Here is a 20,543-nt window from a genome sequence, read left to right as displayed (position 1 = left end):
GACATTCACGTCTCCAACGGCGGCATTGAGATAGAAAAGCCACAGCAAGAAGCAGGCCACTAGCCATCATGGGGTGTGGTGACTCAAGGGGAGGGAATACGCATTAAATCAGTGCGTTGGGTGTTGTTAGTGACCGAGGTTGGTGCCTGTAGGAGCGAGCTTGCCTCGCGATCTTTTAAACGATCAAAAGATCGCGAGGCAAGCTCGCTCCTACAGAGGGGGCTTACACCGCCGACAACGGCGGGGTACGCGGGGGGATCATGCGTATATTGCCCAGCGATTCGAACGCCGAGCCAAAGCGCAGCAGCGCCGAGTCGTCATAGGCACGTCCGGCAAAGGTCAGCCCGACCGGCATGCCTATGTCGGCCATCACACCCATCGGTACGGTGACGGTCGGCACGCCCAAATGGCGGATCGCAAGGTTGCCGTTGGCCACCCACACGCCGTTGCTCCAGGCAATGTCGGCCGACGCCGGGTTTACATCGGCATCGGCCGGGCCAACGTCGGCCACGGTCGGGAACAGCACGGCGTCCAGTCCCAGGCGGTCCATCCAGTCTTCAAGGTCGATTCGACGGGTCTGTTCCAGGCCGCGCAAGCCGTCCGGCAAGGTGGAAATCTGATCCCAAGGGGTAATCCCGCGTTCGGCCATGCGCACGTATTCGTCCATGCCCGCCCCCAGGTCGTCTTCGCGGTTGGGCAGGGTGCCCGGGTCGTGAGGGAATATCAGCGCGCCGTTAACATCTGCCAAACGGTTGAGTTTCGGGTCGTCGTTGGCCCGCAAGAAGTCGTCGAACGCCCAGGCTGACAAGTCCCACAGTTCATGGTGCAAGAACTCTTTGGACACCAGGCCGCGGGTAAACACGGTCGGTGCACCGGGACGGTCGCCTTCGCAATTGGACACCAGCGGGAAGTCGACTTCGATCACTTCGCAGCCTTTGGCTTCAAGGGCCTGGCGTGCCGCTTGCCACAGGTCGATGACCGAGGCTCGGGTGATAATCCGTTGCCCGGTCGGGCCACCGATGCCAGGTTTCTCTGCCGTGCCGGCTTCAGGGTCAGCGTTGATGTACATGCGCGGTACACCAAAGCGTTTGCCAGCCAGCGATTGCGCATTGGCTGCCAGGTCCAGATATGACGCCGGACGCACCGATTCAACGCTCGGCAGCGGCACCCAAGGTTGCATGCGCCACAGGTCGCCACGGGTGTCCGGGTCTTGGGCGACCACCACATCGAGCACTTGCAGCAGGTCGGCCATGGTTCTGGCGTACGGCACCACCACATCCATGGTCGGGGTCAGCGGCCAGTTGCCGCGCACCGAAATCACGCCGCGTGACGGGGTGTAGGCGCACAGGCCATTGTTCGACGCCGGGCCGCGACCGCTGGACCAGGTTTCTTCTGCCAGGCCAAAGGCCGAAAAGCTGGCGGCTGTGGCCGTGCCGGCGCCGTTTGAAGAACCCGAGGCAAAGGGCGCCGTCAGGTAGTCGGCGTTGTACGGGCTTTCGGCGCGGCCATACACGCCGCGCTGCATGCCGCCGTTGGCCATGGGCGGCATATTGGTTTTGCCCAGGCAAATGGCCCCGGCGCCACGCAAACGCTCGATGGTGAACGCATCGCGATAGGCAATCAGGTCTTTGAAGGCCGGGCTGCCGGACGCGGCGGTGAGCCCCTTGACCAGATAGCTGTCCTTGGCGGTATAGGGAATGCCGTCCAGCGGCCCGAGGGTCTGGCCCTTGGCGCGACGGGCATCCGAGGCTTGGGCTTCTTTCAGCGCTTCGGGGTTGCGCACCACCACCGCGTTGAGTGCGGTCGCTGTGTCGGGGCCATCGTAGGCCTCGATCCGTGCAAGGTACGACATGACCAGCTCAACCGCCGTGGTCTGACCCGATTCAAGGGCCTCACGCAATTGGGCAATGGAAACTTCAGTGACTTCGATCATGCGCTCACCGCTGACGGTTGGAGGATGTGGGAGGGTGGAACGTCATAGTGCTCAAATAACGTTTCATATCGGGTTCTGCGCAGCGCTGCATGAGGTGCACATGTGCGCAGCTTAGCGAAACTGGGGCCTGTTGAGCCAGTCAATGTGCTATCTAATCGATATTTATCCGTAAATTTGGGTTTGGACAGTGGCTCAAAACCTCTGTAGGAGCGAGCTCGCCTCGCGATCTTTTGATCTTTTAAAAAATCGCCCGCGTTGATAATGCGCGCTTAATTCCACCACGTTTTGATGACGCCTGACCGACCAATTGTATGCGCTATTTTTACCGATTAGACTCGCGCCCCATGAAACGCTACCTGCGACTTTGCCTCATTTTCGTTCTTAGCCTGACGCTTCCCCTGAGCGGGATGGCGGGCGTTCAGTCATCGACCGAGCCGTGTCCGATGCAGGCCCTGAGCATGAAGATGATGGACGACATGGGCATGGACTGTTGCGCTGACAGCAAGGCCCCGTCCGATCATGGCAAGTCGTGTAAACCTGGCCAAGAGTGCAAGGCCGGGACCCTGCTGCAAGTTTCAGTCATCAAGCCCGCACTCTCTTTGCGTCACCCGGTAACGCCTGCGTTTTTCAGCGATGCCGTGCCTGCTTCCACCCCGTCCGGGGTCTGGCGTCCGCCACGCGTTTAATTCCTGTCCTTTTTTCAAGTGTGTTCCGCATGAGCGGGATGCAGTGTTGCGCGCTGCTTTTTTGCAACGCGCACGGGATCATCACAGGAATTTAAAACATGAAATCCATGTGCTTTCGCACAGGTTGGCCCTTGGCGGTCGGCCTGGTTGCAAGCGTACTTGCGTGGCCGGCTTTTGCGAGCGGGTTGACCTTCGATGAAGCGTTGCGGCTGGCCGAAAACACGGCGCCTGCGCTGGCGGCACAGAATGCCAGTATTCTGGCCGCCAGCCGTTTAGCCATTCCCGCCGGTGAATTGCCCGACCCGAAGCTGGTGCTGGGGGTGCAGAACTTTCCGGTCGGCGGCCCGAATCGCGGCAGTCTGGACCGCGACTTCATGACCATGCAGATGGTCGGTATCCGTCAGGAAGTGCCCAACAGTGACAAGCGCAAGGCGCGGGTCGAGGTGGCAGATGCGGCGGTGGACAGTGCCATCGCGCAGCGTCGGATAGCCCTGTTGAATGTGCGCCAAGCCACCGCGCTGGCCTGGATCAGCAGTTATTCGGTTGAGCGCAAGGACGCGCTGTTCCAGGACTTTTACAAAGAAAACCGCCTGTTGAGCGACGCCGTGCGCGCCGCAATTGCGGGCGGTCGCGCACAACCCGCCGACGCCGTGACGCCTAAACAGGAAGCCGCGCAACTGGACGAACAGCAGGACGACTTGATTCGTCAGCGCGCCCAGGCGCGTGCTGCCCTCAAGCGCTGGATTGGCCCGGCGGGCGGCGATAAACCGTTGGGACGCTTGCCCGAATGGCCGGTCGAAACCGGGCGTTACGAACACAACGTGCAGCACCATCCGCAACTTGCCGCCTTTGTGCCCATGACCCGCGAAGCGCAAGCCAGGCTGCATGAAGCCGAGTCGCAGAAGCACTCTGACTGGGGCTGGGAGGTGGATTACCAACACCGTGACCCGCAGTTCGGGGACATGGTCAGCGTGCAGTTCTCATGGGATCTGCCGCTGTTTCCCGGTACTCGGCAAAACCCGGTGATTGCCGCCCGGCAAGCTGAACTCAGTCAGCTCGATGATGAGCGCGAAGACCTGGCCCGCGAGCATGCCCAGCAGTTGGAAAATGACTTGGCTGACTATCAGCGCCTTAATCGCGCCGTGCAACGCAGCCAGGACAGCCTGATCCCGCTGGCCACGCAAAAGGTCGACCTGAGCATGGCCAGTTACCGCGCAGGCAAGGGCGACTTGAGTGCGCTGGTGGCGGCCCGTCGCGCGTTGATCGATGCCCGTCTTAAGCAGGTCGATGTTGAAGAGCAGCGTGCGGCGGTCAATGCCCGTCTGTATTTCGCCTATGGGGAGGGTGCGCAATGAGGCTTAACACGGCAACAGTGTGTCTGCTGGTCGGTGTATCGGTGGCGTTGGGGGTTACAGCAGGCTGGTGGGTGGGGCATCCCCATGGCGCTGGAATGGGCATGGCGCAGACCGGGGCGATGAACGAACCCAAGGCGTTGTATTGGTACGATCCGATGTTCCCGCAGCAAAAGTTCGACAAGCCGGGCAAATCGCCCTTTATGGACATGCAATTGGTGGCGCAGTACGCCGACGACAAAGGCGGCACGGCGGCGCTGAACATAGACCCCAGCCTGACCCAGAATCTGGGCGTGCGCCTGGCAACGGTCAGTCGCGGCATGTTGGCCACACGCGTCGATGCGTCCGGGGTGCTGGCGCTCAATGAGCGCGACGTCGCAGTGATTCAGGCCCGCACGCCCGGTTTTGTCGAGCGCGTGTATAACCTGGCGCCCGGTGATGTGTTGAAGGCCAATGCCGCATTGGCTGACGTGCTGGTCCCGGAGTGGGCGGCGGCTCAGGAAGAGTTCCTGGCCCTCAAGCGTACGGGCGATGCCGGGTTGCTGGCCGCGGCCCGCCAGCGTTTGCGCCTTACCGGCATGCCAGAGGCGTTGATCACACAGGTTGAGCGCAGCGGCAAGGTACAGCCCAATCTGACCATCACCAGCCCTCTGGGCGGCGTGTTGCAAGAATTGAATATCCGCCAGGGCATGACCCTGGCGCTGGGTGAAACCGTAGCGCGGGTCAATGGCCTGGACAGCGTCTGGCTGGCCGTGGCGTTGCCCGAAGCGCAGGCGGGAGCGGTGCTGGTCGGGCAAACCGTCGAGGCGCGCTTGCCAGCGTTACCGGGGACGGTGCTCAAAGGCACGGTCAGTGCGATTCTGCCGCAAACCCGTGACGACAGCCGGACGTTGCAGGTTCGGGTCCAATTGCCCAACCCCGACTTACAGCTCAGGCCGGGTTTGACTGCACAGGTCAGCCTTGAACGCAGCGTCCCGCAGAGCGTGTTGTGGGTGCCCAGCGAGGCCGTGATTCGTACCGGGCAGCAGGCCTTGGTCATGGTGGCGCAAGAGGGCGGTCACTTTCAGCCGGTCGAGGTGCAGACCGGTCAGGAAAACGACGGCCAGACCGCAATCTTGCACGGGCTGCAGGAAGGTCAGCAGGTGGTCAGTTCAGGCCAGTTCTTGCTCGATTCCGAAGCCAGTCTCAAAGGCCTTGTCGTGACGCCGCTGGACCTCGGTGCACCCACAGGAGAGCAGCCATGATTGCAGCGCTGATTCGCTGGTCTATCGGCAACCGTTTTCTGGTGTTGCTGGCGACCCTGTTTGTCACTGCGTGGGGCATCTGGGCGGTGCAAAACACGCCGATTGATGCACTGCCGGACTTGTCCGACGTGCAAGTGATCATCCGCACGCCCTACGCCGGTCAGGCACCGCAGATTGTAGAAAATCAGGTGACCTACCCGTTGACCACCACCATGCTTTCGGTGCCCGGCGCCAAGGCGGTGCGCGGTTATTCGTTCTTTGGTGACAGCTATGTGTACGTGCTGTTCGAGGACGGCACCGATCTGTACTGGGCCCGTTCGCGGGTGCTGGAATACCTGAGCCAGATCCAGAGCCGTTTGCCGGCCAGCGCCAAACCGGCATTGGGTCCGGATGCCACGGGCGTAGGCTGGATTTATCAGTATTCACTGGTAGATCGCAGCGGCGGGCATGACCTGGCGCAACTGCGTGCCTTGCAGGACTGGTTTCTCAAGTTCGAGCTCAAAACCCTGCCCAATGTGGCGGAAGTTGCGACCGTGGGCGGTATGGTCAAGCAGTATCAGGTGCAACTTGAGCCACTGAAAATGGCCGCGCTGGGCATCACTCAGGCCGACGTGACAGATGCCATCGGCAAGGCCAATCAGGAAACCGGCGGTGCGGTGCTGACCATGGCCGAAAGCGAGTTTATGGTCCGGGCTTCGGGGTACCTGAAGACCCTGGATGACTTTCGTGCCATCCCGCTCAAACTGGGCGCCGGTGCGGTGCCGGTCACCTTGGGAGATGTGGCGAACATTCAACTGGGGCCGGAGTTGCGACGCGGTATTTCGGAGCTGGACGGTCAAGGTGAAGCGGTGGGTGGTGTGGTGATTTTGCGCAACGGCAAGAACGCCCGCGAGACCATTGCCGCTGTCAAAACCAAGCTTGAGGAACTGAAGAAAAGCCTGCCAGCGGGGATGGAAATCGTCACCACCTACGACCGTAGCCAGTTGATTGACCGCGCCGTGGACAACCTCAGCCATAAACTGCTGGAAGAGTTTTTGGTGGTGGCATTGGTGTGCGGGATTTTTCTCTGGCATTTACGCTCTTCACTGGTGGCGATCATCTCCTTGCCGGTGGGGGTGCTGGTGGCCTTTATCGTGATGCACTACCAGGGCATCAACGCCAACATCATGTCCTTGGGCGGGATCGCCATCGCCATTGGCGCCATGGTCGACGCCGCGGTGGTGATGATCGAAAACGCCCATAAAAAAATCGAGGCCTGGCACCACGCGCACCCCGGCCAAGTGCTGGCGGGCGCGCAGCACTGGCAGGTGATTACCCAAGCGGCGACTGAGGTCGGGCCAGCGCTGTTCTTTTGTTTGCTGATCATTACCTTGTCGTTCATTCCGGTGTTCACCTTGGAAGCGCAAGAGGGACGATTGTTCGGCCCGCTGGCGTTCACCAAAACCTGGTCCATGGCGGCGGCCGCCGGATTGTCGGTGACACTGGTGCCGGTGTTGATGGGCTACTGGATTCGCGGGCCGATCCCCGATGAGCAGAAAAACCCGCTTAACCACGGGTTGATCCGGCTGTATCAGCCAGCGCTGGACGCGGTGTTGCGTCGCCCCAAAACCACGCTGTTGGTTGCTCTGTTGGTGTTTGTCAGCGCGTTGTGGCCGATCTCGCACCTGGGGGGCGAGTTTCTGCCGCCGCTGGATGAGGGCGACTTGTTGTACATGCCTTCGGCGTTGCCGGGGCTGTCAGCGCAAAAAGCCGCGCAACTCCTGCAATTGACCGACCGGATGATCAAGACCGTGCCAGAAGTGGCGCATGTGTCGGGCAAGGCCGGACGTGCAGAAAGTGCGACTGACCCGGCGCCGCTGGAAATGTTCGAAACCACCATTGAGTTCAAACCGCGTGATCAATGGCGACCGGGTATGACCCCGCAAACGCTCGTCCAGGAACTGGACCGCGTGGTGCAGGTGCCGGGGCTGACCAACCTGTGGGTGCCGCCGATCCGTAACCGCCTGGACATGCTGGCGACCGGAATCAAAAGCCCGATTGGGGTGAAGGTCAACGGCGGTGATCTGGCGGCGATCGACAGCGTTGCGCAAGCCATCGAACGGGTGGCTAAGACCGTGCCCGGCGTCAGTTCGGCGCTGGCCGAGCGCCTGACGGGCGGGCGTTACATTGACGTCGATATCGACCGCATCGCAGCGGCCCGTTACGGGCTCAATATCGCGGATGTGCAGTCGATTGTGGCCGGTGCGGTGGGTGGTGAAAACATCGGTGAAACCATTGAAGGGCGGGCGCGCTTCCCGATCAATGTGCGTTACCCGCGTGCCTGGCGTGACTCGTTGAGTGCCTTGCAACAGTTGCCGATCTACACCCCGCGTGGCAGTCAGATCACCTTGGGGGCGGTGGCCACGGTACGGATCAGCGAAGGCCCGCCGATGCTCAAAAGCGAAAATGCCCGGCCTTCGGGCTGGATTTACATCGACGTGCGCGACCGCGATATCGCCTCGGTGGCGGCCGACCTGCGGCGGGCTGTGAGTGAACAGGTGCCGTTGCAGCCGGGCATGAGCGTCAACTACTCGGGGCAGTTTGAATACCTTGAACGGGCCAATGCGCGGCTCAAACTCGTCGTGCCAGCGACCTTGCTGATCATCTTTGTGCTGCTGTACCTGACCTTCACCCGCTTCGACGAAGCCTTGCTGATCATGGCCACTTTGCCGTTTGCCCTGAGCGGCGGTGCCTGGTTTTTGTACGTGCTGGGTTTCAATTTATCGGTGGCGACGGGCGTCGGTTTTATCGCCCTGGCCGGGGTGTCTGCGGAGTTTGGCGTGATCATGTTGCTGTACCTGAAAAATGCCTGGGCCGAGCGTCAACAGGCAGGCGAGGGCAGTGAACAAGCGCTGGTGGCGGCTATTCGCGAAGGCGCGGTGCAGCGTGTGCGTCCCAAGGCCATGACCGTGGCGGTGATCATCGCGGGGCTGCTGCCGATTTTGCTGGGCGGCGGCACGGGCAGCGAAATCATGAGTCGGATCGCCGCGCCCATGGTGGGCGGAATGCTCACCGCGCCTCTGCTTTCGTTGTTTGTCATCCCGGCGGCGTATCGCCTGATGCGCCGTCGACAACTGTCTGTAGAGCCCCCTCAACCTCAAGGCAAAAACCTGTGAAGCGCGCTCTTTTCTCGTTGCAATCGGTAGCGTTGCTGCCTTCGCGTGTGCCGTTCAGGTGCAGACATTTTGGGCATGAAAATGTATGGGCAATGCGCCCTTTAACGTATTCTGCGAGCCGACTTTACAAGGACGTTATGGATGCAATGGTTTAGACGATTCAATCAGGCGTGCGAAAACCTTGGCAAACGGGTTCCGACCTGGCTCTTTTGCCTGATCGCCGCCGTTTTTTTTACCGCATGGATTGTCACGCTGTTCATACCGCCACCGTTCAACCCGGTGTTGCTCACCATCCCGGCGGTTGTTATCACCCTGGGCGTACTCAATCGAATTTATCCTCAAAGGAAATGAAGTAATGATCACGTGCTACCTGCGATACGTTATTGACCCTTACAAACTGGCTGAATTCGAAGCGTACGGGCGCATCTGGATCCCGCTGGTCGAGAAATTCGGCGGCACACACCATGGCTATTTCCTGCCTTCGGAAGGCGCCAACAACATTGCCCTGGCGATGTTTACCTTTCCAAGCCTGGCCACTTATGAAGATTATCGTGAGCGCTCGAAAACGGATGCCGAGTGCATTGCCGCGTTCAAACTGGCCGAAGACAACCGCTGCATCTTGAGCTACGAGCGCAGTTTCTTCCGTCCGGTTTTCGAATAAGCCCACAACAATAGATCGCAGCCTTCAGAAACCTGTGGGAGCCTGGCTTGCCAGCGATGCAGGCGATGCGGTTTTTCTGTTAAACCGCACCGATACCTTCGCGGGCAAGCCCGCTCCCACAGGGATATGTATTACCTCGACCAAGAGACCCTCATGGCAAACCAAGACATTACCTTTACCCCTGATCCTGACGCCGATTCCATCTCTTCGGATGTGGCCGGTTTTGCCGGCATGCTGGTGTCCACGCAGATCCCGACCCGTGCTGACGGCAGTCTGGAACTGGGTGGGATCACCGAACAAAGCGAGTGCACGTTGCAGGCGCTCAAGGTTGCGCTGGAACGTGCCGGCAGTTCCATGGATCGGGTGTTGCACTTGACCATCTACCTGACCGATATGGCCGACCGCGCGGCGTTTAACGAGGTGTACAAGCGCTACTTCGCCAAGCCGTGGCCGGTGCGGGCGGCAGTAGGTGTGGCGGCCCTGGCTGTCGAGGGCATGCGTGTGGAAGTGACTGCAATGGCGGCCAAGGCCTGAGTCGATTTTTGCAAGGAAGCTGGAATGTTCAATCGCCGTAACCTGTTGTTGACCTTGTGCTGGGTCGTAACCCTGGGCTCGGGTTGGTATGGTTTTTATCTGTTGGAGCCCAAGGCTCCAGTGCTCTCCAATGTGTACTCAGCACTCCAGTTGTTTGGCCTTAATGGCAGTTTCAACGATCAGCCTTTGCCGTTGGGGGTTGAAATTGCCCGGTTCGCCGCGCCCTTGTTGACCGTTTACACGGTGATTCTCGCGTTTGCCGGCAGTTTTGCGCAGACCGCTCGCCAGCTCAGGGCGCGTTTTGTGTGGCGTAACCACGTGATCGTTTGTGGCCTTGATGAGCGCAGTTTGAGTGTCACTCAGAGCTTGATTGATGCCGGTAAACGCGTGGTCATCATTGATCCGGCTGCGAACGCCGAGACGTTGCCGTTATTGGCCAATCACCCGCGTGTGGTGCTGGTGCCGTTGAGTGCCACCCGCCCTGAGGCGTATCGAAAAGCCGCGCTGGACAAGGCCGGGCATGTGATCGTGGTGTCGGCCAATGATTCGCGCAATGTCGAAATCTGGGAGCTTGCCCGGCAGGTCAAGGGGGCGCGCGACCTGACCGTCACCGTGCATATTCAAGACCCCAACCTGGCCAAACGCCTGGAGCTCAATACCGATGGGCAAGCTGCAACGAGCCCTATGCCACGATTGCGTCTGTTGAACAGCCATCAATTGGCGGTTCGGCAACTGTTTCAACGCTATCCATTGAGTGCGCTGAGCGATGCCCACGGCTGGCCAGCTCCGCATCTGGTGGTGATCGGTTTTGGGCAGATGGGGCGCCATGTCTTGCTTGAATCCATCCGCCTTTACCGCTCTGAAAACAGCGCACCGTTGCGGGTCAGTATTGTGGATCGGCAGGCCACTCAGGCCTGGGCTGAGTTGAAGGCTTATACGCCGGGGCTCGAAGCCTTGTGCGAGGTTCATCTGTTCAATGCGCCGGTGATTGCTGAACCCCAGGTGCTGGCTGATGTGCTGGCTGCTGCCGGGCCTGTGGCGGCGTGGTATGTCTGTCTGGATGACGACAGCAACAGTGTTCGTGAGAGCCTTTACCTTCGCCAGCGTTGCTTGCAGAGCACCCATGCCAATGCGCCGATTTTTGTCCGCTTGCGTGACAGCCGTGGTTTCGAGCAATTGATTGCACCTGCCAAAGGGGCGTTGAAACCGATTGAGGGCATCCTCGCTTTTGGTGCGTGGTCTGACAGCATGACCTGTGAAGTCATTCTTAAAGAGAGCCTTGATCAGTTGGCTCGCAGTGTTCATCAGTACTATTTGCACCAACTGGGGGCTGTGGTTGTGCCGGGTGCGGCGCAGCAACCTTGGGCTGATCTGGGTGAAGACTACCGGCGTGCTTCTCGACAGCTGGCCGATCACCTGGCCGTAAAGCTGGCCAGTGTGGGGATCAGCGCAGTACCGGCCAAGCCCGATGAAGTGGCTGCGTTTGAGTTCAGCCCTCTGGAAATCGACAGGTTGGGTGAGTGCGAGCACATTCGTTGGTGCGCCGATCGTTTGCTTGAAGGGTGGCAGTATGGCGCGGAGCGGGTGAATGCCGTGAAGCTGCACCCAAAACTCTTGCCCTGGGGTCAACTGAGCCCTGAGGTGAAGTTGCAAAACTTCGATCAGGTGCGCGCATTGCCCGACATCCTGCGTGGAGTGGGTTTGAGGTTGCAACGCCAGTTGATCGTCGGTGTCACCGGGCATCGGCATTACGATGACATCGAGCACGTGCGCTCAGCGATTCGGGCTACATTCCAGACCTTGGTCCAGGCCCACCCCGACCATCAGTTGATTTTGATCAGCGCGTTGGCCAGCGGCGCAGACCAGCACGTGGCACGCATCGCTCTGGATGAGTTTGGTGCACAGCTCTGGGCCGTTGCCCCGTTCCCGCTCAATTTGTACGTTGAGGATTTCGCCGGTACCGACCGCGCCGACCTCAACCGGCTGCTGGTGCGCGCCACGCGCTATGCCGAGATGCCGCTGCGTTTTGGTTCGTTGACAGCGGTCGCCAGCGATCAAACGGTGCGGGTCGATCAATATGCGCTGGCCGGTGCCTACATTGCGCAACGCGCCCAGGTGCTGATTGCGCTGTGGGATGGCCAGCCCGCGCGCGGTGTGGGCGGAACTGGCGCCGTAGTGGGTTGGGTTAATGCCGGTGAGGTGCCGCAGGCTTTTCGTTTTGCCGGGTTGGCCAGCCAAGGGCTTGCCCGCCTTGAACACATCCGCGTGACCCGCTGAGGTGTTCAAGGCAGGGTGATTACCAGAATTTCCACCAAGGCGATTTGGCAGGCATTTGCGCCCGGATCGTTTGCAAGAACGCGGTCAGCCTCTCGACGACCTGTGCATTGACCGGACGCTGACGCTGATAAAAAGTCAGTGCCTGGGTCGCGGACTCGCGGGCATGTGGCAAGTCACCCAACTGGTACTGAGCCATTGCAAATGAGCTCAGGCAAACGGCAATCATTTCAAGGTTCTCGGGCGGTGTGCGGTGATAGATCTTCAAGGCATTGCCCAATGCGTTTAAAGCACGCTCCCAGTGCTCCAGTTCCACATAGCAGTCACCGAGGGTCTGCAAGCTTTGCCCTACGCTCGGGTGGCTATCGGAAAAATGTGCGATGCGCATCTTCAACACGTCCAGATAGAGATTCACGGCCTCTTCGTGCCTGTGTTGATCCCAGCGCAAGGCCGCTAACCCATTTTTGATGCTTGCCAGATCGCCACGGTCGAATGCGTCGTCGCGGCTGGCCAGTTGCAGCGCTTCAAGGAAATACGCTTCGGACTCTTGCAGGCGCCCCCAGTCCTTGTATTGCACGGCGCTATTATTGAGCTCGATGACACGCTGGTTCAGGTGTTCAGTCTCGTCATCAGTGGGCGCTAAATGTCTGAAAAGCGCGCGCAAGCTGCTGTCTTCCTGTTCGGCTAAAAACACCGCAATCACTTTTGCGTTATCCAGGCAGCGTTTGTGCTCGGGATGGCCTTCGGGCAGATCCTTGACCAGCTCCCACGTGCGTGCGTTCCATTGCCCTGCGTCCTCAAGCAGGCCCTGTTTGCACAGAACATACGTCAAATTGTTGGTCATGATCGGTAGCGAAATGGCATCTGCCAGTGAGGCTTGACTGGCGATACCGATGGCTTCAATGAGGTATTCGGCCGCTTCGGCGGGGCGATTGAGTTGGGTAACGGCTGCCGCCAATTGGGCAAGAATTTTTGCCCGCATCTGATGCACCGCGGGCAGCGTGACGGTGGCCAGCTCAAGTGTCTGCAAGGCCCAGTCGTGTGCCTCCTCAAACGCTCCTTTCTTGTAGTACAGCTCACTGACCCCGACTAGCACGTTGAGCCAGACGATGTCTTTGGGGCTAAGCACGCGCTCGGCCATTTCCAGTGCGGCGCTGTAGCATTGCTCCGCGTTGACCAGGTCGTCCATTTCGGTATTGAGCACACCCAGGCTGCAATAGGTAATGACCAACTGACGGTCACCCTCAGGGTAGGCCTTGCGCTGTAGATCCAGTGCCGTTCGATAGGCGTGCGTGGCTTCTTGCTGTTGCCCTAGGCGGTACTTGGCGTTGGCTATCCTGAACCAGCAAATAGCAACCTGTGGATCATCGTCTGCCAGCACGCCTTTGTACGCTTGCAGCAGTGCGAGATCGAGCTGTTCGGCTTCTTGATAGCGGCCCTGGCGGACGAACAAATCAGCGCGGTTGCCGCGATTCATGATGCTCAGCAGCGGTTCATCGGCGAAATGCTCGCGCACCAGTTGCTCGGTGGTCGCAATCCAGGCATCGCACAGGTGGAAGAAGTTCAGGTCGATGAACAGGTGGGTGATTTCATTGCAGCTTTGAATCTCTTCAACCGTGCCTGCCAGCTTGAACAGGTCCGGGTTTTTCCAGCCTTCGGCAATCAGGTGTGCAGGCTGAGCCGTGGTGTTGAGGCTGGCGCCCAGTAACGACAGCGCATTGAACAGCACCGAACGGTCGATACGAAAACAATCAACGACGTTGCGGCTGACGTTCAACAGGGTTGTCAGCGCTGTTACAGCCTGTTTGTCTTCGCTGTTGTGCTTGAGCAGTTCTGTGTACTGGTACACCTGCTCGGTGATGCCTTGCGCCGTGCTGTCACAGGTGAGTGCAATGTTCAGGCGACGGGTTCGGCTGGCCAGGTCTTTGAGTACTGCGCTCTGCAACGTGCCGTGCATGAGCTGCTCGGCGCCGTCGTGCCGCAGCAGGAAAGGCCGCAGGATAGCCAGGATCAGGCTGACCTGCTGGCGCGGCAGCGCAGCCGGTAGTGGGTTCGGCTCCACGTACACGGTATTGCAGGTCAGCACCCTGGCTAACTGCGATTCATCAAGGCCGCCACGGGTGAGGGCGATGTAGCGCGTTGCCTCGGTCACCGGCTGTTGCAGCCGGCTATCGCTCAAATCCGTGTCCCAACTGCCCAGAATGTGTTGGAACAGCGTGCCGACGCTGGGGTACGTGAGCAGTGTTTCGACCTGTTGCGCCAGTGTTTCATGGGTGGCGCGGACCCGCAGTTCTTCCAGTAGGACGCGCAGGTACAGCGGCAGTGCGGCGTAGGGGCTAGCGTGTTCATCGCTCAGCCGCTCAACCAGACTGTGCGGCAGGCCTTTGCGGAAGTTTCGGGTATAGGCTTCGATGATCAGCTTGAGCTGGGCGCGATCAGGTGTGTTCAGCCTGTAGGGCCAGACATGCTGCGACTCAACGGCCAAATCATCGGTGGCCGACAGGATCAGGATGACGTTAGCGGGCAGGTTCAGCTCAAGCAGCCGGTGCAGGTCCTGCTCAGGCGTATCGAGCTGGTTGATGGCGTCCAGCAGCAGGATCAGCGGTTGTTCCTCGTTGCTCGCGGCGACGTGGTGCAGCAATCGCTGGAAGTTGTCCCACAGGGTGTCTTCATCCTTGAATGCGCCAGGTTCGAGCTGCGGCTCAGGTGCGCCGCCCAATAAGGCCCACAAATAGTCGCGCCATTGCGCGAGCCGGTGCTGTCCGTCAGCGCCAATGTAGAAGTCGTGCACCTGTGCCTGTTTGAAGGTCTGTTGCAGGTGCTCAGCCAAGTCGGCCATCAGCGCACTTTTACCCACGCCGCTGACGCCGCTGATCAAGCAGGGGTGTTGTTCGATGCCCTGCATGCGCAGGGTGCAATAGTCCGTGAGGTCTGAACGCACATTGGTCAACGGGACGTAGCAGGTCTTGCGCGCCTGTGCGAAGCGCTGGTGCTGGCGCTGGATTTCAAGCAGCGGGGACACGTTTTCGCGTGCCGGGTAGCGCCGTTCCAGTTCATCCAGCAGATGCTGTTTGATGCGCTCGCCAAAGTCCTCGATCGACGCGTATTCACTGGCAGGCGAGGGGGCGTCCCGTAGTTGCTGCTTGAGGCGCTCCAGTTTGCCGTCTGCTGTGTCGTAGAAATCACCGACTTGCTGCGATCCCGAGGCCTCGAACAATTGGTCGGTCAGCCACTTGTCGCGCAGGAAGAACAGCGATTCGGCGCGCTTGTTTTCGTGCCCCTTGAGGGCGTACTGAAATTCAAGCTCGGTGACACTGATTTGCTGTTCCAGCGCGTTATTGATCTGCTCCCGGTATTGATCGAGCTGTTCGTGGTGCAGGTAGTTTTGCAGGTCTTTGGCGTGTGGCACCCAGCCATAACGCTCGCCCAGAAAACCGATGAAGAAAGGCGGGAAGCCACGGCAACGGTCGATTTCGCTCAGGCAAATAGCCACGGTGGTGCCATTTTTGGCTTCTTCTTCGGTGACGCCCCAGCGCAGATCAATTTCTGTAAAACCCACACCCCGTTCCGCACAGCGCTCACGTACAGGGGGGAATACGTGCTTGATCAGGTGATTGCGTTCTGCCTGGGTGTCTTTGAACGTGGAGGAGAGGAATACCCGGATTTCCCGGGTTGCGTCGGTGTACGGGTTTGACATGAAAACGTCCTTGTAGGCGCTGCACAGCGCGGTGATGGCTGTTTGGCAGTATCCCAGATACTTGAACAATGACCAACAAAGGGTGGTCTGCGCTGCGCGCCAGATCGCAGCCTTCGGCAGCGGCTACACTTGCGCAGTGGCCAACAGACACGAGAGGGATCTTCATGACTGCGCTGGACGTTTTTTGGGTTGGGTTGGGGGGCGGCCTGGGTTCGCTGCTACGGTGGTGGATCGGGTTGCGGGTGGGCCAGTTGTACAAGGGCAAGTTGCCGCTGGGCACGTTTTTGATCAACGTCAGCGGTGCCTTTGTGATCGGCTATTTGAGCATTCTGTTCAGCGTCGACTGGCGTGATCGTTATGGTGATGTACTGAACGCAGCCGTGTTGACCGGGATTCTGGGTGGCTACACCACGTTCAGCAGCATGCAACTGGACGCGTCCAAGCTGGCGTCTATCAAGGACCGCGTATGGGCTGCCGGTTATTTGATTATCTCGGTACTGCTGGGGCTGGCCGCTGCGGCATTCGGCGCCTGGCTGGCGCGCTGACAAGGAGCTGAAAACATGCTGAATATGATCATTCTGATATTTGTCGGCGGGGCGTTTGGGGCCACTTGCCGTGAGTTCGTGATGTTATCGGTGCCGCGTCTGGCCGATGGTTTTCCCATGGATATTTTTGTCGCCAACATCGTCGCCGCGTTTTTGCTGGGCGTTGCCACGTCGCTGTTCAAGAGCAATCGAATCAACCAGTACGTGCACGTGATGGTCGGGACCGGGATCATGGGCGGCCTTTCGACGTTCTCCAGTTTTGTGTTTGGCGCCGTCGAAATGATGACGGACCCGGGCGGGGTGCTGGTTTCTATCTGCTATCTGGTGGCCAGTCTGGTGATCGGGTTTTTGGCCGTTGAACTGGGTTTGCTGGCGGGGGCCAAAGTCCCACCGACTGCGGCCGATGCTCTGTAGGAGCGAGCTTGCTCGCGATCTTTTAAAGATCAAAAGATCGCGAGCAAACTCGCTTCTACATGGGCGCAATTCAGTGATTAGCGAAACCGCTCAAGCATCTGGTAGTACCACATGCCCGCCGCCAGCATCGGGTTGCCAAACACATCGCCCATGGGCACACGAATGTGCTGGCACCCGGCAAAGGTGTCGAATTGCTCCAGTTGACCTGTGATCGCGCGGCCCATGATTTCGCCCATGATGTGCGTGGTGGCGATGCCATGGCCTGAGTAGCCCTGGCAGTACCACACGTTGTCCGAGAGCTTGCCCAGTTGCGGGATGCGATTGATCACGATGCCCATCGCGCAACTCCACTGGTAATCGATTTTCACCCCTTTGAGTGCCGGAAAGGTCTGCTCGATGCAGGGCAGCAATTCGGCTGCAATGTCGCGCGAATCTTTGCCGCTGTAGTTGGCGCCGCCGCCAAACAGCAGGCGGCCATCGGCGGTCATGCGGTAATAATCGAGGACAAAGCGGCAGTCATACACCGCCAGGTCTTCTGGGTTCAGTTGCCGGGCCAGGGCGCCCAACGGTTCGGTGGTAACGATCCCGCCCATGGCCGGGAAGATTTTGCCCTTGAGTTTGCCAGGCTCCAGCGTGTGGTAGACGTCGCCCGCCAGCAGCACCTGATTGGCATCAATGCGCCCATGCGCAGTGCGCACGCCGGGGGTGTCGCCATGGATGATTTCCAGCACTTCGCTGTTTTCGAAAATCAGTGTGCCCAGGCTTTCTGCTGCTCGCGCTTCGCCAATACACAGGTTGAGCGGGTGCAGGTGCATGTTGCGGGTGTTTTTGATGGCGCCGTGATACAGATCGCTCTGCAAAATATCGCGCACCTGATTGCGGTCGAGCAGCGACACCTGCGCCCCCATGCCCCGATGCACGGCTTCGTCGTAATCCTTGCGTAAACCTGCCATGTGGCTCGGCTTGTAGGCCGCATGCAAGTGGCCGTGCTTGAGGTCGCACTGGATGCCGTATTTGTCGACGCGCTGCTGGATGATTTCGTGCCCGCGCCAACGCAGGTTCCAGATGAAATCATCGACCTGGCTGCCCAGGCGCCGGCGCATCTGCTTGCGCATGGCCTCATCGCCCGACAGGCTGCCGGTCACTTGACCGCCATTGCGCCCCGTGGCTCCCCAGCCGATTTTGTGGCTCTCGACGATGGCCACTTTCAGGCCTTTTTCTGCCAGTTCAACGGCGGTCGCCACGCCGGTAAATCCGCCACCGATAATCACCACATCGACCCGGTGCTGGCCTTGCAGGGGCGGGTAGCTGGTTTCGTGGTTGAGGGTCGCGGCGTAATAAGAGTTGCAGCGTTCAGTCATGGCAGGCTCCGTGAAATTTCTTATAAGGTTTGTGAGGCAGAAAGGGGGCTTTTAGGTGCCCGCACCGGTCCTGCTCATCCACTTCGGCCATGCGCTGACGATATTCGATTTGTGAGGGCCAAATAACCCCCCTGACAACGCAATGCTGTTCACTTAAGAGATGCGCACGACTAACTGTAGGAGCGAGCTTGTCTCGCGAGCTTTTAAAAGATCAAAAGATCGCGAGACAAGCTCGCTCCTACAGGGTCCGCTTTCGCTTATGTGAACAACATTGCTCCTGACAACGAAGTTTCTGACGCTGCTTGATCAGAACGTGACTTCGCTCACGTGCAACACCCAGGCGATGGCCTGTTTTTTGTCATCCCAGACATAGCGAAAATGCGGGCCCTGCACCGGAATCGAGAGCGCAGGCGGGCGAAAGGCGGCCACGCATTCGTGTCCGTTGAGGCGCACGCTGTTGTAGAGCAACCCCCAGGCCAGTGCTTCGCGGTGCGGCCGGGCAAAGGCTTGTGCGACCCCATAACTGGCGGGCGAAGGTTGATGCACTGTGGGGTTGTCGCGCACATCAATCATCGGCTGGAGCACCTTGTTGATGTAGGTGCGCATGGTGATTTCGATGCTTGCTTCTTGGGTGGCGCGCCAGAATTGTTCTTGATGGAAGCAGGTTTCGGCAATAGCTGCCTCGACGCTGCTGGCGCAGTAGTACACACCATAACTGCCGTCGGTAAAGCGGCTGGCGCGACCAATATGGGTAAAGGCGGCCATGATCGGGGTCGAGCCTTCACCGCACAGGCGGTCTTCGGGGCGTACCCGGTTTAGCACCCCGGCCTGGTCGCGCAGGCGGTCATTGGTCAAGCTTTCGAGGACGAAGGCGATGTCCAGATCGTCGGGGTCCAGGGTGTCTTCAAACACCGATATCGGCGGGAATGCACTGTTGATGATGCGATAAGCGTTGCTCCACTCGGGTAGCACAGCAGGCCTTGAGGTGTCTGGCATCAGCCGCGCACCCCGTCCAGATAGCGCCGAACATCCGCGAGGTCGACCACCTGGCCCGCGAGCATATAGCTCAAAGCACTCTGGCCATTGAAAGGCGCTGCGGTGTTGGTCTTGTGTATCCACTCATAGGCGCGCTCAGGCTGATTGCTGAACAAGATGCGCAACGCTTTGTGCACGCCCATCAGGTACGAGATGCGTTCAAGGGTGTCGTGAGGCAGGCGCACATTCGGTAGCTTTTTATACTTGAAGTACGTGGTATTGCCGATTGAGCCGAGCAGGGTGCATTGCTGGTCTTTGGTGCAGCCCCAGTGCTCCATTAAATTGAAAAAAAATGTCAGGGCCACGCGGCCGGCGTCACCACTGGTGATGTCGGGCTGAGAGTGGTGGGCGACTAACTGCATGATGACCTCCAGGCTCTGTACGAAATGTATCTGCGCTCGGTTATGCGGCGTTGAAAACAGGCTCGAAAACATTGCGTGCAGAGCCTGGCGCGAATACGTAAGAGCGTACACCGCATCTGGATAATTACAACAAATGTATCCGCATATGAACTTTTCGGGATGTTGCTTCACGACGTGGGCAATGACTTGGCCCGGTTCATACAGCGCTGGCGGCGCTCATCGACGCGTTGGGCAAACCAGGCGGTGGTCAGGTTACGGGTGATTTTCGGGCTTTGCAGGGTAATGCCGGGCAATACAGCACGGGGCAAGGGTTTGCCTTGTTGGCGATCTGCCAGCGCAAACACGGTGCGATACACCTCAGTCTGATCAAACTCAAGGCTGTCGCCTTTGAGCAATTGCTGCCTGATTTGGTTGTTGCTCAAGCCCAACGGTTTGCCCAGCGCGCGCACGGCGCGTTCGGTCGAGCCCACGGCGTAAGAATCGGGGATCGTCACGTCACCATCCAGTGCCAGCGCAACACCTGAAACCTGGCTGACGGCGTTCTGAAAGGCGGCATTGCGACTGGCATACCAGCCCGCATTAAAGTCGGCAAAGCGGTACAGCGATTGTGTGTAATCGACGGGATAGCCGAGCAAATGGGCGGTGCCGAAATACATGCCGCCTCGACGGGTGAAGACTTCTTGTCGGATCGTGCCCGGTATCGGGTATGGATAATCCTTCGCGTGTTTCTCGGCAAACGCGATGCTGACCTGCATCGGGCCACCGGTATGCACCGGATTCAGGCTGCCAAACAGGTTTTTACCCAGCGGCACCATGCCGATAAAGTCATCAAAAATGGCACTCAACTGGCCTTCGGTGCGCGCGGCATCGAGGCGCTGGTTATAGGTTTTGCCATTCGGCGAGGTGATGTTCAGCGCGCTATGAACCACAAATTCGGGGATGTGCAGCTTGCCTGCGCGGCGATTGATTTCGCTGCGGGCGATTTTCGCCAGGTTTGGCACCGGCGGGTCTGCCTGAAAGGTCGACTCCTGTTCGGTGACGGCCAGCACCGAACACAGGTTTTCGTCGTTGGGTTCAAGTGCTTGCGCGGCAAAAGCGGCGTAAATATCGGTGGCCCAACCCTGTCGATCCTGGAGGTTGGTGGGCAGCAGCTGCATGAATCGTGCACGGGCCTGTTCGGGCGTACGGCTCGGTAACGTCTGGGTGTTTGTGCTGCTGCAACCGGCTATCGCAATCGGTAGAGAAAGCGTTAAAAACCGCATGAAGAATCGATTCACTAGCGCTTAACTC

At 59.3% G+C, this 20,543-nt stretch carries 16 protein-coding genes; 10 read left to right on the top strand and 6 right to left on the bottom strand.

All coding sequences use genetic code 11. The features are described from left to right. Positions 1-223: 223 nt before the first annotated feature. A complete protein-coding gene (locus RHM56_RS14460) occupies positions 224-1,933 on the bottom strand; it encodes an amidase (protein ID WP_322233206.1) in 1,710 nt (569 codons plus the stop codon). Positions 1,934-2,277: 344 nt separating this feature from the next. On the opposite strand from RHM56_RS14460, the gene RHM56_RS14455 reads away from it, so the two are divergent. From RHM56_RS14455 to RHM56_RS14420, 8 genes are all read left to right on the top strand, one after another. Next, positions 2,278-2,619 (top strand): hypothetical protein, encoded by a 342-nt coding sequence (locus RHM56_RS14455; RefSeq protein WP_322233203.1) that lies wholly within the window; start codon positions 2,278-2,280, stop codon positions 2,617-2,619. 98 nt (positions 2,620-2,717) lie between these two features. Further along, positions 2,718-3,974: a TolC family protein gene (locus RHM56_RS14450; protein ID WP_322233201.1), complete on the top strand. Its 1,257-nt coding sequence runs from the start codon at positions 2,718-2,720 to the stop codon at positions 3,972-3,974. After that, positions 3,971-5,215, top strand: coding sequence for an efflux RND transporter periplasmic adaptor subunit (locus RHM56_RS14445; RefSeq protein ID WP_322233199.1), 1,245 nt, complete (start codon positions 3,971-3,973; stop codon positions 5,213-5,215). Before RHM56_RS14450 ends, RHM56_RS14445 begins: the two co-directional genes overlap by 4 nt. Beyond that, positions 5,212-8,370, top strand: coding sequence for an efflux RND transporter permease subunit (locus RHM56_RS14440; protein WP_322233197.1), 3,159 nt, complete (start codon positions 5,212-5,214; stop codon positions 8,368-8,370). The genes RHM56_RS14445 and RHM56_RS14440 overlap by 4 nt, the downstream gene beginning before the upstream one ends. A 141-nt stretch (positions 8,371-8,511) precedes the next feature. Further along, on the top strand, positions 8,512-8,721 hold the full coding sequence (locus RHM56_RS14435) for a hypothetical protein (RefSeq protein ID WP_322233196.1): 210 nt from the start codon (positions 8,512-8,514) through the stop codon (positions 8,719-8,721). A 4-nt stretch (positions 8,722-8,725) separates the two neighbouring features. After that, entirely contained in the window at positions 8,726-9,031 is a 306-nt protein-coding gene (locus tag RHM56_RS14430) for an NIPSNAP family protein (RefSeq protein ID WP_322233194.1), read from the top strand. 153 nt (positions 9,032-9,184) lie between these two features. After that, entirely contained in the window at positions 9,185-9,565 is a 381-nt protein-coding gene (locus RHM56_RS14425) for a RidA family protein (protein WP_322233192.1), read from the top strand. Between the two features lie 24 nt (positions 9,566-9,589). Further along, positions 9,590-11,842: an NAD-binding protein gene (locus tag RHM56_RS14420; protein ID WP_322233190.1), complete on the top strand. Its 2,253-nt coding sequence runs from the start codon at positions 9,590-9,592 to the stop codon at positions 11,840-11,842. A 19-nt stretch (positions 11,843-11,861) separates the two neighbouring features. Here the strand turns inward: RHM56_RS14420 and RHM56_RS14415 are convergent, their stop codons facing one another. Beyond that, positions 11,862-15,536, bottom strand: a complete 3,675-nt coding sequence (locus RHM56_RS14415) for a tetratricopeptide repeat protein (RefSeq protein ID WP_322233188.1) — start codon at positions 15,534-15,536, stop codon at positions 11,862-11,864. A 164-nt stretch (positions 15,537-15,700) separates the two neighbouring features. On the opposite strand from RHM56_RS14415, the gene crcB (RHM56_RS14410) reads away from it, so the two are divergent. Then, positions 15,701-16,081, top strand: coding sequence for a fluoride efflux transporter CrcB (gene crcB / locus RHM56_RS14410; RefSeq protein WP_322233186.1), 381 nt, complete (start codon positions 15,701-15,703; stop codon positions 16,079-16,081). 15 nt (positions 16,082-16,096) lie between these two features. Further along, positions 16,097-16,495, top strand: coding sequence for a fluoride efflux transporter CrcB (gene crcB, locus RHM56_RS14405; protein WP_322233184.1), 399 nt, complete (start codon positions 16,097-16,099; stop codon positions 16,493-16,495). A gap of 77 nt (positions 16,496-16,572) precedes the next feature. On the opposite strand, the gene RHM56_RS14400 is transcribed toward crcB (RHM56_RS14405), so the two are convergent. The 4 genes from RHM56_RS14400 to RHM56_RS14385 all read right to left on the bottom strand — a co-directional run bounded on the left by RHM56_RS14400 (position 16,573) and on the right by RHM56_RS14385 (position 20,515). Next, the gene (locus RHM56_RS14400) at positions 16,573-17,856 is read right to left on the bottom strand and encodes an FAD-binding oxidoreductase (protein ID WP_322233182.1); all 1,284 of its coding nucleotides are present in this window, start codon (positions 17,854-17,856) and stop codon (positions 16,573-16,575) included. Between the two features lie 306 nt (positions 17,857-18,162). Further along, positions 18,163-18,852: an RES family NAD+ phosphorylase gene (locus tag RHM56_RS14395; protein ID WP_322233180.1), complete on the bottom strand. Its 690-nt coding sequence runs from the start codon at positions 18,850-18,852 to the stop codon at positions 18,163-18,165. After that, the gene (locus RHM56_RS14390; protein WP_322233178.1) at positions 18,852-19,253 is read right to left on the bottom strand and encodes an MbcA/ParS/Xre antitoxin family protein; all 402 of its coding nucleotides are present in this window, start codon (positions 19,251-19,253) and stop codon (positions 18,852-18,854) included. The genes RHM56_RS14395 and RHM56_RS14390 overlap by 1 nt, the downstream gene beginning before the upstream one ends. A gap of 167 nt (positions 19,254-19,420) precedes the next feature. After that, positions 19,421-20,515: a DUF1615 domain-containing protein gene (locus tag RHM56_RS14385; RefSeq protein WP_322233176.1), complete on the bottom strand. Its 1,095-nt coding sequence runs from the start codon at positions 20,513-20,515 to the stop codon at positions 19,421-19,423. Positions 20,516-20,543: the final 28 nt, after the last annotated feature.

It is taken from the genome of Pseudomonas sp. CCC3.1, from assembly GCF_034347405.1.
In the GTDB taxonomy this organism is placed as follows: domain Bacteria; phylum Pseudomonadota; class Gammaproteobacteria; order Pseudomonadales; family Pseudomonadaceae; genus Aquipseudomonas.
This window is presented reverse-complemented; position numbering and strand designations above follow the sequence as displayed.